The following is a 16519-nucleotide window of genomic DNA, read 5'->3' as shown; positions in this document are numbered from 1 at the left end:
TCTTGTTCCACGTCCCCAGACATTCCGGTGGCCATCCGCGCCTGACCATCGCGGTCATCAGTGCGGTGCTGATCGCCTCGGCCGGGCTGATCGGCTGGTTCAGCGTGCGTCCCAATGCCGAGGCCTCGGACGTGGCGGAAACCTCTGCACCGCCGCGTCCCCCCCTGGTGGTGGTCGAGAGCCTGCCGAACCTCAAGGCGCATCTGGACCGCTGGGGCGCGAACGATCAGTTCACGGGGGCGGTGCTGGTCGCGAAAGGCGACCAGATTCTGTTTCGCCAGACCTATGGCATGGCGGATCGCGCGACGGGTGAGCCGTTGAAGCTGGATTCCCGCTTCCGCCTGGCCTCGGTCAGCAAGCAGTTTACCGCCGCCGCCATCTTGCGACTGCAGGACGAGGGCAAGCTGTCGGTGGACGACCCCCTCTGCCGCTGGATCGAGGATTGTCCACCCGCCTGGGCCCCGATCCGGCTGCACCATCTGCTGTCGCATACGTCCGGCATTCCGGATCTGATGGCGCGACCCGGCTGGGGCAATCGGCGGGTGACGCCCGCGACGCCGCAAGAATTGACCGAAGACTCAAAGCGTTTTGGGCTCAGCTTCGCGCCGGGCACCAAGGTCGGCTACAACAATGCGGCCTATAATCTGCTCGGCGTGGTCGTCGAAAAGGCCAGCGGCCAGCCCCTGCACGACTATCTCCGCACCGCCTTCTTCGAGCCGCTGGGCATGAAGGACACCGGCTATGACGACGACCAGTCCGGGGTCGTCATGGGCTATGCCAATCTGGCGGGCGGGGTGACGCCTCAGCCGAATGCCAACCTGTCCATCATCTTCGCGGCGGGTGCGCTGTACTCCACACTCGACGATCTGCTGATCTGGGAGCGGGCCCTGCATCAGGGCGATCTGCTGACCCCCGCCAGCTATGCCCGGATGATCGCCGATCATTCGCCAGCCGATACGCCGGACGAGCGGGGTCGGCCACACAGGGCCTGGGGCTATGGGGTCTTCGCCAACAGTCTGGGTCATCGTGTCACCCCCGGCTTTGACGAGCGCCAGATCTATCACACCGGCAGCTGGTCCGGGTTCCGCAACATGATGACCCACCAGCCGGATCAGGATGTGACGGTGATCGTCCTGTCCAACAACTATCACCAGCGCGATGCGGTCTTCTTGATCTCGCAGCAGGCCATGGCCGAAGCGCTTGGGCACTCTTTTCCGACGACCATGTCGCGCTGAGGCGGGAACGCGCGGTCGTCGCAAGGGTTGGGTCTGATGAAAACCGGAGCCCCGCCATGAAAGCCGTCGTCCTCAACTGCACCCTCAAGCCGTCGCCGCAGACCTCCAGCACGGAGGCACTGGCCAAGGTGGTGATCGCCGAACTCGAAAAGGGCGGGGCCGATGTGGAAATGATCCGGCTGGTCGACCTGCACATCAAACCCGGGGTCAGCGCCGACGAAGGCGATGGTGACGAATGGCCTTCGGTGGACAAGAAGCTGAAGGCGGCGGACATCATCGTCTTCGCCACTCCGACCTGGCTGGGTCAGATGTCCAGCGTCTGCCTGCGTGCGCTGGAGCGAATGGATGCCTGGTTCGGCGAAACCGATGACAGCGGTCGTCCCGTAGCCTTCGGCAAGGTCGGGGGCGTCGTGATCACCGGCAATGAGGACGGGGCGCACAATATCGTCGCGACCGTCTGTCAGGGTCTGATCGACATGGGCTTCACGATCCCGGGGCAAAGCTGGACCTATTGGCACCTGGGCCCGGGTCCGGGGCCGGACTATGTCGAAACCGATCAGGGGCATGACTATTCCGACCGCGTCGGTCGCAACGCCGCCCGCAATCTGCTGGCCCTGGCCAAGGTGCTGAAGCCGACCACCTATCCGGTTCCGGAAAACGGGGAGTAGGACTAGGCTGGCGGCTCGTTTCCGGAGCAATGCCGATGCTGAGCCTGTTTGCCGCAATCTCCATACTGTCCGCATCGCCAGAGGCCGATGCCGCGGCGGTGATCGATCGCATGCATCAGGCGGCGTCTCGTGCCGACGGCCAGGAGTATTTCGCCCAGTTCACGCCCGACGCCCGCTTCATCGGAACGGATGCGAGTGAGCACTGGTCGCTTGCCGCTTTTAGGGCTTATGCCGAGCCCTATTTCGCGAGGGGCCAAGGCTGGACCTACACGCCCCGCCAACGAAGCCTGACGATCGCGCCCATCGACTGCCGCTGCATCGCCTGGTTCGACGAGACGCTGGAAAGCGCCAGCTATGGCCAGGTGCGTGGTTCAGGCGTGCTGCGATTGACGGACGAAGGCTGGAAGATCGAGCAGTATGTCCTCAGCTTCGCCGTGCCGAATGACCGGGCGGATGCTGTGGTTCAAGCGATCAAGGCTCGCGACTGACTTTGCGACTGTAGAACGTATGGCCAACATCGCAGTGAGCCGCTAACGACAGGCATGGATTTCACCGACGACGCCTTCGTGCTGTCCGCGCGTGCCCACGGTGACACCGGCGTGGTGGTCGAGCTGCTGACCTTGGATCACGGCCGGCGAGCGGCCTATGTCGCCGGCGGGGCGTCCCGCAAGATGAAGCCGTTTCTGCAGGCCGGTGCGCGCGTGACCGCCGACTATCGCGCCCGCACCGCCGATCATCTGGGCTCGGCCCGGCTGGAGCCGTTAGGGGAGGGGCCCAGCGCCCTGTTCGACGATCCGATGGCTCTGACAGGTCTGGCGGCGGCGGCGGCGGTGGCGCAGGGCGCGATGCCGGAGCGGGAACCCCATCCCGGAGCCTTCCTGGCGTTTGAGGCCCTGATGGGAGCCTTCGTCCTGCCCGACGTCTGGCCCGCCATCTTCGTGCGGTTTGAGGCGGGGTTGCTGGAAGATCTGGGCTTCGGCCTGGACCTGTCGCGCTGCGCCGTCACGGGAAATATGGATGATCTGATCTGGGTCAGCCCGCGCACAGGTCGCGCGGTCAGTCGCCATGCCGGCGCACCCTATGCCGACAAGCTGCTGGCCCTTCCGCCCTTCCTGCTCGGGGCGCAGGCTGGGTTGAAGCGGGGCGACGTCGGCGCGGGTCTGGCCCTGACCGGCCATTTCCTGGAGCAGTTCGTCTTTCACCCCCAGAACCGGCCCATTCCGCCCGCCCGGGTGTGGATGATCGACAAGCTGGGCGAGGCCGGACGACTTTAAGCGCTAGACTCTGGCGCTGGGATTACCGATTCGGACGCCATGACCATTCACACCCCGCCGCCGGAAGGTGGCCGCATCATCGATGAGCCGATGAGCGAGGCGCTCAGCCGTCGCTATCTGGCCTATGCGCTGTCGACCATCACCAACCGCGCCCTGCCGGACGTGCGCGACGGCTTCAAGCCTGTGCACCGGCGCATCATGTACGCCATGCAGCAAATGCGCCTGAACCCGCAGGCCGCGGCCCGCAAATGCGCCAAGGTCGTTGGCGAGGTCATGGGGGGTTATCACCCCCACGGTGACGCCTCGATCTATGACGCCCTTGTGCGTCTGGCCCAGGATTTCTCTCAGCGCTATCCACTGGTCGATGGCCAAGGCAATTTCGGCAATATCGACGGCGATAATGCCGCCGCCATGCGCTACACCGAGTGCAAGCTGACACCGGCGGCCGTCCTGCTGATGGACGGGATCGACCAGGACGCCGTCGATTTCAAACCGACATATGACGATCAGGACGAGGAACCGGTCGTCCTGCCTGCTGGGTTTCCCAATCTGCTGGCCAACGGCTCTTCCGGCATCGCCGTCGGCATGGCCACATCAATTCCGCCGCACAATGTCGGCGAACTCATCGACGCCTGCCAGCTGCTGCTGGAGCGGCCGGACGCGACGACGGATGAGTTGGTCGCCATCGTGCCGGGGCCGGACTTCCCGACGGGGGGTGTCGCCGTCGAGGGGCATGCCTCGATCCTGGAGGCCTATGAAACTGGCCGGGGCGGTGTGCGTCTGCGCGCGCGCTGGGAGCGGGTGCCGCTAGACCGCGGCGGCTATCAGATCGTCGTGACCGAGATGCCGTATCAGGTCGGCAAGTCCAAGCTGGTCGCCGATCTGGCCGATCTGATCGAGCAGAAGAAGGCCCCTCTGCTCGCCGATGTACGCGACGAGTCCGCCGAGGACATCCGCCTGGTCCTGGAGCCCAAGTCGCGGACCGTCGAGGCGGACGTCCTTATGGAAAGCCTGTTCAAGCTGTCCGATCTGGAGGTGCGCTTTCCGATCAACATGAATGTGCTGGATGCGACGGGCACGCCTGGCGTCATGGGTCTGAAGGCCTGTCTGCAGGCGTTTCTGGAGCACAGGCGCGAGGTCCTGGTGCGCCGGGCGCACTGGCGGATCGAGCGGGTCGAAAAGCGGCTGCATCTGCTGGAAGGCCTGCGGATCGTCTTCCTGAACCTCGACGAGGTCATCCGCATCGTCCGCGAGGAAGAGCAGCCCAAGGCCGTGCTGATTGCCCGGTTCGGCCTGACCGAGCTGCAGGCCGACTTCATTCTCGACACTCGTCTGCGTCAGCTGGCGCGTATTGAAGAGATGACGATCGAGAACGAATTCAAGGCTCTGATGGAAGAACTTGCGGGCCTGAAGTCGTTGTCCATCACCCCCGCCAAACAATGGAAGCAGGTCGGCAAGGACCTGGAAGCTGTGCGCAAGGCCATGGTGTCGCCGCGCCGCACCACCATCGCCGAAGCCGTCGACAGCTCGGCCTTCGCCGCCGCCGTCGAAGCCTTCATTCCGCGCGAGGCCATTTCAGTCATCCTGTCCGAGCGCGGCTGGATCCGGGCCGCCAAGGGCAAGGTCGACGATCCGTCGGAGTTGAAGTTCAAGGAGGGCGATAGCCTGGCCTGGCTGGTGCCGGCTTTCACGACCGACAAGCTGCTGGTCGCAGCCTCCGACGGGCGTATTTTCACCATCGGGGCCGACAAGCTGGCATCGGGCCGCGGACACGGTGAACCGTTGCGCCTGATGATCGATCTGGATGAGAAGGCCGAGATGGTAGCCCTGCTGGCGCATCAACCTGGCGGCAAGCTGCTGGTCGCGTCACGTGCGGGGTATGGCTTCATTGCGCCAGAGGACGACCTGCTGGCCCAGAAACGCGGCGGCAAACAGGTGCTGAACGGCGAGCTCAAGGCTGTGCTTCGCGTCACCGGCGACCACGTCGCCACCATCGGCGACAATATCAAGGCCCTGATCTTCCCGGTCGCCGAGTTGCCGGAGATGGGACGTGGCAAGGGCGTGAAGCTGCAGAACTACAAGCAGGGCGGTCTGGCGGATGTCACGGTGTTCAGCGCCGAGGCCGGTCCGGAATGGGTCGATGGCGGCGCGCGCCGGCGCAACTGGCCGGACTGGAAAGACTGGCTGGGCAAACGCGCGGGTGCAGGTCGTCAGGGTCCGAGAGGGCTCAGAAAGTTTCGCTGAGGTCAGGTGACACCGATTTCACTATCCGGTGCCTCAAGCCCGCGCGATAATCCCTAGATGGCCCATTCCGGGCCGGGTTGGAGATGTTCATGCTCATCACCCTGATCGTTATCGCCGTCGTGGTCGCCATCGTGCTGTTCGTCGTCGTCGGGGCCTACAACAAGCTGGTCGCCCTGGATCAGCGCGCCGACCAGTCGTTCGCCGACATCGATGTCCAGCTGAAGCAGCGTCAGGACCTGATCCCCAATCTGGTTGAGACGGTGAAGGGCTATGCCACGCATGAGGCTGGCACCCTGGCGGCCGTGACCCAGGCCCGTGCCGCAGCCGCGGGGGCCACCTCGGTCAACGACAAGGTCCAGGCCGAGAATATGCTGACCGGGGCCCTGGGCCGACTGTTCGCCGTGTCCGAGGCCTATCCGGACCTGAAGGCCAACGCCAACTTCCAGCAGTTGCAGGCCGAGCTGTCGGACATTGAGAACAAGCTGGCCGCCGCTCGCCGGTTCTTCAACAACGCCGTGGCCGAGTTCAACGCCGTGCGCCGTCAGTTCCCGACCGTCCTGTTCGCCAGCATGGTCGGCTATGGAGCGGACAAGCCCTTCTTCGACGTGGGAGAGGCCGATCGTGCCGCCATGACTGCCGCGCCGCCGTCGGTGAAGTTCTAGGCCTCACCCATGGCCGCCGTCGGTCTCCAGACCCACATCTGGGCAAACAACACGCGCTCGGTGATCCTGCTGGCCGGCTTTCCGGTGCTGATGGTGGGCATCCTATATGGCTTGCAGCTGGTGCTGATGGGGTTCGGCATCCTGCCAAACTCAGGCGGTACGCTCGGCGCGGACATGGCGCTGGCAGCGCGCTGGCTGACGACCACCATTCCGCTGGCGATCGTCTTCTCCGCCCTTTGGTTCGTCATCGCCTGGTTCGCCAATCAGGCGATGATCGACGCCATGACCGGGGCGCGCAAGGTTGAGAGGCGGTCTGAGCCAGAGCTCTATAATCTACTGGAAAACCTGGCGATCTCGCGCGGCATGCAAACGCCTACGTTGCGCATCATCGAGAGCGACAGCCTGAATGCCTATGCCAGCGGTCTGCACGAAGGTCGCTACAGCGTCACCGTCACGCGCGGCCTGATCCAGGCGCTGGGCCGCGACGAAATGGAGGCGGTTCTGGCGCACGAACTGACGCACGTCATCAACAAGGACGTGCGGACCATGGTCATCGCCTCGATCTTCGCCGGAATCATCAGCGTGGCGGCTGAGCTGGTCCTGCGGGGCCTGTTCTATTCGCGCGGCGGCGGGCGACGCGACAACAAGAACGCCATGCCGCTGATCCTGATAGGGCTGGTCATCGCGGCCGTCGGCTATGGTCTGGCCATCGTCATTCGCATGAGCCTGTCGCGCACACGGGAGTATGTCGCCGATGCCGGGGCGGTCGAGCTGACCAAGAATCCGGACGCCATGATCGGCGCGCTGCGCAAGATCGAGGGTCGGTCGTCGCTGCCGGGCCCCGATGAGGTTCAGCAGATGTTTCTGGACAACCAGCCGAACGGCAAGGGTCTTGAAGGGCTGTTTGCCACTCATCCGCCGATCGCCAGACGGATCGAGGCGCTGGTGAAGTTCGGGGGAGGGCGCGATCCTGGCCCATGGCAGGAGACGGCATCGATGGCACCGATGCCGCGCTACGAAACCTCGGTCCCGCCGACTGGCTGAACGATCCGCTCCCAGCCCAGGCGCGTCAGCTGCTCCATCGGGCGGAAATCGGACTTGTAGTCCATCTTGCGCGACCCCCGGACCCAATAGCCCAGATAGACATGCGGCAAGCTGACCAGAGCCGCCTGGCGGACATGATCCAGAATGGCGAACCGTCCCAAGCTGCGGGCGCTGAGCGCCGGGTCGTAGAAGCTGTAGACCATCGACAGGCCGTCGGTCAGAACGTCCGTCAGACTGACCCCGACCAGCGTGCCCGGGCCACCGTCCATCGAGGGCAGACGGTATTCGATCACATGGGTCCGGACCGCCGTGTCCTCGATCATGGCGATGTAGTCCAGCCAGCCCATGGAGGCCATGCCGCCCTCGGGATGGCGATGGCCCAGATAGCGTTTCAGCAGATCGAACTGCTCGACTGTCGCCTCGGCCTCGACCAGATCGCGGGTGAGGTCGTCGTTACGCTTCAGGATGCGACGCTGGGAGCGACTGAACGCGAACTCGCGCACCAGAAGCCGAACGGATACGCAGGCGTCGCAGCTTTCGCAGGCCGGGCGATAGGCGATGTTCTGGCTGCGGCGAAATCCGGCCTGGGTCAACTCGTCATTGACGTAGACGCCCTCGCTGAACGGCAGATTGGCAAAGACCTTCCGCTCCGTCTTGCCCGGCAGATAGGGGCAGGGCGCGACCGAGGTCATGTAGAACCGAAGCTGTCGCTGGGGGACGAACTGGGTCACCGGCTCAGGTCCGGGTCTGTCGCGACGGAAGGAAATGGCGGCCACGCATCATGGTTGATATCTGGCCCGGCGTCTCTGCTTCGCGCAAGGGCCATCACGGCTACAGGCTGGTGTCGGAGGGCAGAACCGGTGCCTCGCGCAACAGAACGATGGCGATACGGCGATTGCCGGCCAGGGACGGATCGTCGGGGTACAGCGGGTCGGACCCCGCCTTGCCGGACACCTGATAGACGCGGTCCGCATCGACACCGGCGTTCTGGAGGATCAAGCGCGAGGCATTGGCCCGCTCGGAAGACAGGCTCCAGTCTCCCGGCGCACTGGCCCGGTTGGAGCCGGCCTGGGCCGATGTGTGGCCGGTGACCGAGATCCGGTTGGGCAATTGGTTGATCACGCGCGAAACGGCCCGGAGCAGCAGCTGGGCCCGCGCATTGGGCCGCGCCGAGTTGTTGTCGAACATCGAGCGGCCCTCTTGATCGACCAGCTGGATACGAAGTCCCTCCGGGGTCTGGTCGATGATCAGCTGTTTCGACAGCTCCGCCAGCTCCGGCATGGACTGCATGGCCTGGCGCAGCGATTCGGCGGCCGAGGCGAACTGGGCGGCCTCACGACGGGCGATCTCCTCGCGCAAGGCTTCTTCGCTGGCGGCGGCCAGGTTCGAGCTCTGGCCGGCATCCTGCGGCGCGTCAGGCGGGGCCTCGGGGGCCAGCTCGGTCAAGACCGAGTTGCTGCCCGAGCTCTTGGCGCCGTCATCGCCCAAGGCCGTGCCACCCAAGATGCCTCCGGAACCGGATGTGGTCTGGGACACACTGGCCGGGGCGAAGTATTCGGCGATACCCTTCTTCTGCTCCGGATCGGTCGTGTTGATCAGCCACATCAGAAGGAAGAAAGCCATCATCGCCGTCACGAAGTCGGCATAGGCGACCTTCCACGCGCCGCCGTGATGACCGCCGCCGACGACCTTCTTGACCTTCTTGATCATGATGGGGCGGTCGTTCAGAGCCATCGGGTCCCATGCCTTAACGCTGTTTGTTAGCCACACCATCGCGGGCGTGCGTTAAGAACCGGTTTGCAAATCGGAGGACCGGGTGACCATGCGGCACCAAAGCCATTGCCGACACACGGTGTGTCGCCTAGTCGTCGAGCTGTGACCGACCTCATCTCCGCCAGCTTCGACGCCGCCGCCTATCGAAAGGCCTTGGGCGGCTTTGCGACCGGTGTGTGTGTGGTGACGGCGCACACGGGGGAGGGGGCCTTCGGCATCACGGTCAATTCCTTCACCTCCGTGTCCTTGGACCCGCCGCTGATTTTGTGGTGCCTGGACCGCAAGTCGGAACGGCACGATGCGTTTGCGGCGGCTGAACGGTTCGCGGTACACGTTTTGCCGGTCGAGGATCGCGAAATGTCCGACCGTTTTGCCTGGGGCGTCTGCCGTCTGTCGGCCGAGGAGTTCGACAGTTCCAGCGACGAGCCGCCGCGGCTACGCAATGCCCTGACTAGACTGGATTGCGATGTCCACGACCGGATCGTCATGGGTGATCATCTGACGATCGTCGGGGCGGTACGGTTGTTCGAGACGCGGCCGGGCGATGCATTGACCTATTACCGTGGCCGTTACGGCGAAGCGCGGGAACCCTAGTCATGAAGATCGGTTTCGCAGGTCTGGGCGTCATGGGCGGTCCTATGGCGCGTCACCTTGTTCATGCAGGACATGAAGTGACGGGCGTCAACCGTTCGATCCAGAGGGCGTTGGACTGGGCGGCGCTCACGGGTGGCCGATCTGCGGAGACGGTTCAGACGGCGGCTGATGGTGCTGAAGTCTTCATCCTGTGCGTCGGCAATGACGACGATGTGCGTCAGGTTGTTTCGCACTCTTTACCGCATCTGAGGCCGGGCGCTGTCATCGTCGATCACACCACGACGTCCGCAGTCGTCGCACGCGAGATGGCGAGTATGGCCTCGGCGTCTGGTCGCTTCTTCATCGACGCGCCGGTGTCCGGCGGCCAGGCCGGGGCCGAGAGCGGTCAGCTCAGCGTCATGGTGGGTGGCGACGGCGGCGCTCTGGCGCGGGTCGAGCCGGTGCTGAAAAGCTACTCCAAGGCCATCAAATACATGGGGCCGTCAGGTTCGGGCCAGCTGGCCAAGATGGTCAATCAGATCGCCATCGCGGGCGTCGTTCAGGGCTTGGCCGAGGCCGTTCATTTCGCCCAGTCCGCAGGACTGGATACCGACGCGATCTACGACGCGATTTCCAAGGGCGCGGCCCAGTCCTGGCAGATGGACAATCGTTGGAAGACGATGGCGCGCGGAGAGTTCGACTTCGGCTTCGCCGTCGACTGGATGCGCAAGGATCTGGGCCTGGTTCTGGACGAAGCTCGTGCCAACGGCGCGCGACTGGAAGTGACCGCGCTAGTGGATAGCTACTACGCCGAGGTGCAGACGATGGGCGGCGCACGCTGGGATACGTCTAGCCTCGCGGCCAGGCTTCAGAAGCACTTTCGCGACTGACACCGAGCCTAAGAACACTCGTTAGATTTCACATAATATATCTTAGGCGAGGAATGCACACCGCTACAAGGCGGTGCTTAGTGCTCTCCCTTAGCCCCTCCGCGCTTGCGCCAGTCTGCGTGAAGCCTAGATGTGGATCACGCGCCCATAGGCATCCAGCGCCGCCTCGTGCATCGCCTCCGACATCGTCGGGTGCGGATAGACGATGCCGTGGATGTCCTCCTCGGTCGCTTCCATAGCGATTGCGGTGACGTAGCCCTGGATCATCTCCGTAACCTCGGCCCCAATCATATGCGCGCCGATGAGAGCGCCGGTCTTGGCGTCGAAGATCACCTTGACGAAGCCGTCGGTGTCGCCCGAGGCGATCGCCTTGCCATTAACCTTGAACGGGAAGCGGCCGATCTTGACCTCTCGCTTCGCTTCCCGTGCGCCCTGCTCGGTCACGCCGACGGAGGCGACCTGGGGCTGGGCATAGGTGCAGCCGGCGATCGGCGAGTTGACGTTCGGCGACTTGAAGCCGGCGATATGCTCGGCGGCGTGGATGCCTTCGTGTGACGCCTTGTGCGCCAGCCAGGGCGCGCCGGCGCAGTCGCCGATGGCGTATAGCCCCTTCACATTGGTCTGGCAGTGTCCGTCGATGGTGATGTGGCCGCGGTCCATGTTGACGCCCAGCGCCTCCAGCCCGATGCCGTCGGTGTTGGCGGTGATGCCGACGGCCGAGATGCAGACCTCAGCCTCCAGAGTCTCGGCCTTGCCGGCCGCCTCGATGGCGACCTGTACGCCCTTGCCTGTCTTCGAGACCTTGGTGACCTTGCAGCCGGTGCGGAACTTCATGCCGCGCTTTTCGAACGACTTTTGCGCGGCCTTGGAGACCTCTTCGTCTTCCACCGGCATGATGCGGTCCACCGCTTCCACGACTGTAACTTCCGCGCCCAAGGCTCTGTAGAAGCTGCCGAATTCGATCCCGATGGCCCCCGAGCCGATGACCACGATCGACTTGGGCATGGCCTTCGGAGCCATGGCCTCGCGATAGGCCCAGATGCGGTCGCCGTCGGCTTCCAGGCCGATCTGCGGGATGGCCTTGGCGCGGGCCCCGACGGCCAGCATGACGGCCTTGGCCTCGACCGTACGCGAACCGCCAGCCTTCAGGTCGATCACGACCTTCGGAGCCGAGGTGCCTTTCTCCAGTTTGGCCGAGCCTTCGATGACCTCAATCTTGTTCTTCTTCATCAAAAAGCCGACGCCGGCGTTCAGTTTTTTGGCCACGCCGCGCGATCGGGCGATGATGGCGTCGAAGTCGAAGCCGACGTTGTCCGCCGACAGGCCGTAGTCCTTCAGGTGGCTGAGGCTTTCGTACTTCTCGCCCGACTTGAGCAGGGCCTTGGTTGGGATACAGCCCCAGTTCAGGCAGATGCCGCCCAGGTTCTCGCGCTCGACGATGGCGACCTTCTGGCCCAGCTGGCTGGCGCGTATGGCGGCGACATAGCCGCCGGGGCCGGAACCGATGACGATGAGGTCGAACTCTTGAGCCATGATCAGATCAGCTTTTCGATATCGGCCGCGATGGCCGAGGGTTCAGTCTGGGGGGCATAGCGGGCGACCACCCTGCCCTCGCGGTCGGTAAGGAATTTCGTGAAGTTCCACTTGATGGCCTTCGAGCCCAGGAATCCCTTCTTCTGCTCGGTCAGCCAGGCGTAAAGCGGGTGCCGATTGGGGCCATTGACCTCGACCTTGTCGAACAGCGGGAAAGACACGTCGAAGTTGGTGGAGCAGAAGGTGGCGATCTCGTCGGCCATACCCGGTTCCTGCTGGCCGAACTGATTGCAGGGGAAGCCCAGAACCTCGAAGGGCTGATCTGCGAACCGACGGTGCAGTTCTTCCAGCCCCTTGTACTGGCCGGTGAAGCCGCATTTCGAGGCCGTGTTGACGATCAGCAGGGCCTGACCGCGAAACGCCTCCAGCGATCGGTCCGTCCCGTCGATGGCTCTCGCAGAGAAGTCGTAGACCGAGGTCATGCCCCCTCCCTTAGGCCAGCATGGTGACGGGGTCTTCGATCATCGGCTTGAAGGCCTGTAGGAAGCGCGCCCCTGTCGCACCATCCACCACGCGGTGATCGCAGGTCAGGGTGACCGTCATGACGGTGGCGACGGCCAGTTGGCCATTCCTGACGACCGGTCGTTGCTCCCCTGCCCCCACGCTCATGATCGCGCCCTGGGGCTCATTGATGATCGAGCTGAAGGACTTGATGCCGAACATGCCCAGATTGGAGACGCTGAACGTGCCGCCCTGAAACTCCTCGGGCTTCAGCTTGCGGTCACGGGCGCGCTTGGCCAGGTCCTTGGACTCGGTTGCGATCTGCGACAGCGACTTGGTCTCGGCCTTGCGGATGATGGGCGTGATCAGGCCGCCGTCGATCGCCACCGCCATCGCCACATCGGCGTTGTGATGCATGGCAATGCCGTCAGGCGAATAGCTGGCGTTGGCTTCGGGCACAGCCTTTAGGGCCATGGCAGCGGCCTTGATGACGAAGTCGTTGACCGAGACCTTGACGCCCTGCGCCTCCAGCATGGCATTGACCTTGGCCCGCGCCGCCAGCAGGGCGTCGATCTCGACGTCGATAAACAGCGGGAAATGGGGTACTTGCTGGATGCTGTCGACCATTCGCCGGGCGATGGCCTTGCGCATACCGTCCAGCGGGATGAGGTCGTAGCTGCCGTCCGGAATGCCCATCTGGGCCAGCGACTGGACCTTGCGTGGTTCGGCAGAAGGGGACGAAGCCGCGCCGGTTGTCGCAGGCTTGGCCGTACCCTTGCCGGCGGCTTCTACGTCACGACGAACGATACGACCGTGCGGGCCCGAGCCCGTGATAGATGCCAGATCGACACCGTTCTGAGCCGCAATCCTGCGGGCCAGCGGCGAAGCGAACAGACGTCCGCCGTCTGCGGCCTTGGCAGGGGCCGAGGCTTTGGAGGATGCCGCAGGCGAGACGGTCTCGGCAGCCTTCACGCCTTCGGGTGTTGCCACGGCCTGGCCGCTCTCGTGCCCGGCGGGTGCAGGCTCGGACCTATTGTTGGCGGGCGCAGCCTGGGGTGCCGGAGCAGCGCCGCCGCCTTCGTCCTTCAGACGGGCGATGGGTGTGTTGACCTTCACGCCTTCCGAGCCTTCGGCCACAAGGATGTCGGTGATCTCGCCCTCGTCGACGGCCTCGACCTCCATGGTCGCCTTGTCGGTTTCGATTTCGGCGATGACGTCGCCGGCCCTGACCACATCGCCAACCTTGACGTGCCACTTGGCCAGAACGCCCTCTTCCATGGTGGGCGACAGGGCGGGCATCAGGATGTCGGTCATTGCACGGATCCCTTGGTGACGGGTTCGGCGACGGTCTGGACGTTGTCGGCCTTCACCACATCGGTGATGCCCTGAAGGATTCGGTTATAGGCTTCACGCTCGTTGTGGCCGTGACGAACGGCATAGCCATGCGCCATATGCCGCGCCGCAATCGCCAGCATCTCGCCGAACTTGAGCGGATCGCTGAAGGCGGGCTTCACCGACATGACCGGCTCGTTCTTGGACCACCACATGCGAATGATCTCAATAGCCTCGGGATCGCTCGCGACGCTGTCGGGCGTCGTCAACAAAAACTCGGATGCCTCGCTCATGCCATCACCGCCTTGACTGCTGCGATGATCTTGTCGGTACCCGGCAGAGACAGGGTCTCAAGGTTGGCGGCGTAGGGCAGCGGCACGTCCTCCTGATGCACGCGCAGGGGTGGAGCATCCAGATAGTCGAAGGCGTGTTCGATGACACGGGCGACGACCTCGGCCCCGACGCCCATGGGGCCCCAGCCTTCCTCGGCTGAGACCAGGCGGCTGGTCTTCTTGACGCTCTCGACGATGGTTTCGTGGTCCAGCGGGCGCAGGGTGCGCAGGTCGATCACTTCGCACTCGATGCCCTCCTCCGCCAGTTTCTCGGCCGCAGCGAGCGCGAAACCGACCATGCGGGCGTGGGCAGTGATGGTTACGTCCTTGCCCTCACGACGGACCTTGGCCTTGCCGATCGGCACGACATAGTCCTCGACGTCGGGGACATCGAACTCCAGTCCATACATCATCTCATGCTCGAGAAAGACGACGGGGTTGGGATCGCGGATTGCGGCCTTCAGCAGGCCCTTGGCGTCGGCGGCGTCGTAAGGAGCGACGACCTTCAGGCCTGGGACATTGGCGTACCAGCTGGAATAATCCTGGCTGTGCTGGGCCGCCACGCGACTGGCAGCACCATTCGGGCCGCGGAACACGATAGGAGCCTTGATCTGGCCGCCCGACATGTAAAGCGTCTTGGCCGCCGAGTTGATGATGTGGTCGATGGCCTGCATGGCGAAGTTGAACGTCATGAACTCGACGATCGGCTTCAGACCCGCCATGGCAGCGCCAACCCCCAGACCGGCGAAGCCGTGCTCGGTGATGGGGGTATCTACGACGCGCTGGTCACCGAACTCCTGCAGCAGCTCGCGGCTGACCTTGTACGCCCCTTGGTACTGGGCGACTTCCTCGCCGATCAGGAAGACCTTGTCGTCGCGGCGCATTTCCTCGGCCATGGCGTCGCGCAGGGCATCGCGCACGGTCGTCTTGACCAGCTTGGCTCCCTCCGGAATTTCCGGATCGCGCAACTCGACCTTGGGGGTCGCCGTCTGGGGCGGAGCCTTTTCCGGGTCGCCGGACTTCGCTTCGTCCGCGTCGGGCTTGGCGACCGGCGCTTGAACCGCTGCCGCATCCTCGGCGGGCTTGGAACCCGGGGCTGCCGCGCCGTCTTCGCCCGCAAGGCGCGCGATCGGCGTGTTGACCTTCACGTTCTCGGAGCCTTCGGCGACGAGAATTTCCAGCACCTCGCCCTCGTCGACGGCCTCGACCTCCATGGTCGCCTTGTCGGTCTCAATCTCGGCGATGACCTGGCCGGCGGAGACGACGTCGCCTGCCTTGATGTGCCACTTGGTCAGCGTGCCCTCTTCCATCGTCGGCGACAGGGCCGGCATGAGAATGTCGGTCACTTGGCAGCCTCCAAATAGACGTCGGTATACAGCTCGCTCGGATCCGGTTCCGGGCTTTCCTGGGCGAACTGGACGGCTTCGGCCACGATCGCCTTGATCTCGGCGTCGATGGCCTTGATTTCGTCATCGGTCGCCTTGGCGTCGGCCAGCAGCTTCTTCACGTGGTCGATCGGGTCGCGGGTCGTCTTGACCTCGTCGACCTCTTCCTTGGTCCGGTATTTGGCCGGATCGCTCATGGAGTGGCCGCGATAGCGATAGGTCTTCACTTCCAGGATGAAGGGACCGCCGCCTTCGCGGGCGCGCTTCACCGCACGGGCCACCGCGTCGCGGACTGCCAGCACATCCATCCCGTCGACCTGTTCGCCGGGGATGCCGAAGCTGGCCCCGCGCTCGCTGAGCTGGGTCGTCGAGGACGAGCGTTCGATGCTGGTCCCCATGGCGTACTGGTTGTTCTCGATGATGTAGATGGCCGGCAGCTTCCACAGCTGGGCCATGTTAAAGCTCTCGTAGACCTGGCCCTGGTTGGCCGCGCCGTCGCCGAAATAGATGAAGGCGACCGAGTCATCGCCCCGATACTTGCCCGCGAACGCCAGGCCGGTGCCCAGCGCGACCTGGGCACCAACGATACCGTGGCCGCCATAGAAGCCGGTCGGCACGTCGAACATGTGCATCGAGCCACCCTTGCCCTTGGACGATCCGCCGATGCGGCCGGTCAGCTCAGCCATGACCTCTTTCGGGTCCATGCCGGCGGCCAGCATATGGCCGTGGTCGCGATAGCCGGTGATGATCTTGTCGTGGCCTTGTTTGACGCTCTCCTGAACGCCAACCGCCACAGCTTCCTGTCCGATGTACAGGTGGCAGAAGCCACCGATGAGGCCCATGCCGTACAGCTGCCCGGCCCGTTCCTCGAAACGGCGAATCAGAACCATCTCGCGATAGAACCGAAGCAGGTCCTCCTTGGAGGCCGTCGGCGTGTTGGGCAGCTTTTTTGGCGCAGTCTTGGCCGCGGGGGCTTTCGCCATCCGATATCTCCCGGCTGGACCCCGCCCCACGGTGGGTGTGGAGGTCTCTTGTCGTTACGTTAAGGGGCTTTAGCAGCCTTCGTTCCCGTA

The 16519-nt window shown here is 64.3% G+C and carries 17 protein-coding genes; 9 read left to right on the top strand and 8 right to left on the bottom strand.

Translation table 11 applies throughout. From position 1 onward, the window contains the following. Positions 1 to 2 precede the first annotated feature (2 nt). The 7 genes from ACE3TH_RS08370 (at position 3) to ACE3TH_RS08340 (ending at position 7127) form a co-directional block, all read left to right on the top strand. A complete protein-coding gene (locus ACE3TH_RS08370) occupies positions 3 to 1235 on the top strand; it encodes a serine hydrolase domain-containing protein (RefSeq protein ID WP_374599145.1) in 1233 nt (410 codons plus the stop codon). Between the two features lie 56 nt (positions 1236 to 1291). Further along, entirely contained in the window at positions 1292 to 1903 is a 612-nt protein-coding gene (locus ACE3TH_RS08365) for a flavodoxin family protein (RefSeq protein WP_374599143.1), read from the top strand. A 35-nt stretch (positions 1904 to 1938) separates the two neighbouring features. Next, entirely contained in the window at positions 1939 to 2391 is a 453-nt protein-coding gene (locus ACE3TH_RS08360) for a nuclear transport factor 2 family protein (protein ID WP_374599141.1), read from the top strand. A gap of 54 nt (positions 2392 to 2445) precedes the next feature. Next, the gene (recO, locus tag ACE3TH_RS08355; RefSeq protein ID WP_374599139.1) at positions 2446 to 3177 is read left to right on the top strand and encodes a DNA repair protein RecO; all 732 of its coding nucleotides are present in this window, start codon (positions 2446 to 2448) and stop codon (positions 3175 to 3177) included. Positions 3178 to 3216: 39 nt separating this feature from the next. Continuing rightward, positions 3217 to 5421 (top strand): DNA topoisomerase IV subunit A, encoded by a 2205-nt coding sequence (gene parC, locus ACE3TH_RS08350; protein ID WP_374599138.1) that lies wholly within the window; start codon positions 3217 to 3219, stop codon positions 5419 to 5421. A gap of 89 nt (positions 5422 to 5510) precedes the next feature. After that, positions 5511 to 6083, top strand: a complete 573-nt coding sequence (locus ACE3TH_RS08345; protein ID WP_374599136.1) for a LemA family protein — start codon at positions 5511 to 5513, stop codon at positions 6081 to 6083. Between the two features lie 9 nt (positions 6084 to 6092). Further along, positions 6093 to 7127 carry a M48 family metallopeptidase gene (locus tag ACE3TH_RS08340; RefSeq protein ID WP_374599134.1) on the top strand — a complete coding sequence of 345 codons (1035 nt, stop codon included), beginning with the start codon at positions 6093 to 6095 and terminating at the stop codon, positions 7125 to 7127. On the opposite strand, the gene ACE3TH_RS08335 is transcribed toward ACE3TH_RS08340, so the two are convergent. Beyond that, on the bottom strand, positions 7097 to 7858 hold the full coding sequence (locus tag ACE3TH_RS08335; RefSeq protein ID WP_374599132.1) for an arginyltransferase: 762 nt from the start codon (positions 7856 to 7858) through the stop codon (positions 7097 to 7099). The two genes, ACE3TH_RS08340 and ACE3TH_RS08335, sit on opposite strands and share 31 nt — an antisense overlap. A 100-nt stretch (positions 7859 to 7958) precedes the next feature. Then, positions 7959 to 8861 (bottom strand): flagellar motor protein MotB, encoded by a 903-nt coding sequence (locus tag ACE3TH_RS08330; RefSeq protein ID WP_292169347.1) that lies wholly within the window; start codon positions 8859 to 8861, stop codon positions 7959 to 7961. Positions 8862 to 9002: 141 nt separating this feature from the next. Here ACE3TH_RS08330 and ACE3TH_RS08325 point away from each other — a divergent pair, with 141 nt between their 5' ends. Beyond that, complete coding sequence (locus tag ACE3TH_RS08325) at positions 9003 to 9494, top strand: flavin reductase family protein (RefSeq protein ID WP_374599130.1); 492 nt, start codon at positions 9003 to 9005, stop codon at positions 9492 to 9494. Between the two features lie 2 nt (positions 9495 to 9496). After that, complete coding sequence (locus ACE3TH_RS08320) at positions 9497 to 10363, top strand: NAD(P)-dependent oxidoreductase (RefSeq protein WP_374599128.1); 867 nt, start codon at positions 9497 to 9499, stop codon at positions 10361 to 10363. A 126-nt stretch (positions 10364 to 10489) separates the two neighbouring features. On the opposite strand, the gene lpdA is transcribed toward ACE3TH_RS08320, so the two are convergent. From lpdA to pdhA, 6 genes are read right to left on the bottom strand one after another with little or no spacing between them, the layout of a single operon-like run. Further along, positions 10490 to 11896, bottom strand: a complete 1407-nt coding sequence (lpdA, locus tag ACE3TH_RS08315) for a dihydrolipoyl dehydrogenase (RefSeq protein ID WP_374599126.1) — start codon at positions 11894 to 11896, stop codon at positions 10490 to 10492. Positions 11897 to 11898: 2 nt separating this feature from the next. Continuing rightward, positions 11899 to 12378, bottom strand: coding sequence for a glutathione peroxidase (locus ACE3TH_RS08310; RefSeq protein ID WP_374599124.1), 480 nt, complete (start codon positions 12376 to 12378; stop codon positions 11899 to 11901). A gap of 10 nt (positions 12379 to 12388) precedes the next feature. Continuing rightward, positions 12389 to 13711, bottom strand: a complete 1323-nt coding sequence (locus ACE3TH_RS08305) for a pyruvate dehydrogenase complex dihydrolipoamide acetyltransferase (protein ID WP_374599122.1) — start codon at positions 13709 to 13711, stop codon at positions 12389 to 12391. After that, positions 13708 to 14022, bottom strand: coding sequence for a DUF5076 domain-containing protein (locus ACE3TH_RS08300; RefSeq protein ID WP_374599120.1), 315 nt, complete (start codon positions 14020 to 14022; stop codon positions 13708 to 13710). Before ACE3TH_RS08300 ends, ACE3TH_RS08305 begins: the two co-directional genes overlap by 4 nt. Then, a complete protein-coding gene (locus tag ACE3TH_RS08295) occupies positions 14019 to 15407 on the bottom strand; it encodes a pyruvate dehydrogenase complex E1 component subunit beta (protein WP_374599118.1) in 1389 nt (462 codons plus the stop codon). The genes ACE3TH_RS08300 and ACE3TH_RS08295 overlap by 4 nt, the downstream gene beginning before the upstream one ends. Next, positions 15404 to 16429, bottom strand: a complete 1026-nt coding sequence (gene pdhA / locus ACE3TH_RS08290) for a pyruvate dehydrogenase (acetyl-transferring) E1 component subunit alpha (protein WP_374599116.1) — start codon at positions 16427 to 16429, stop codon at positions 15404 to 15406. Before pdhA ends, ACE3TH_RS08295 begins: the two co-directional genes overlap by 4 nt. Positions 16430 to 16519 lie beyond the last annotated feature (90 nt).

Origin of the sequence: Brevundimonas sp. (assembly GCF_041919755.1) — a bacterium.
GTDB lineage: Bacteria > Pseudomonadota > Alphaproteobacteria > Caulobacterales > Caulobacteraceae > Brevundimonas.
The sequence above is the reverse complement of the archived record's forward strand: the minus strand, read 5'-3'. Positions and strand labels throughout refer to the sequence as shown.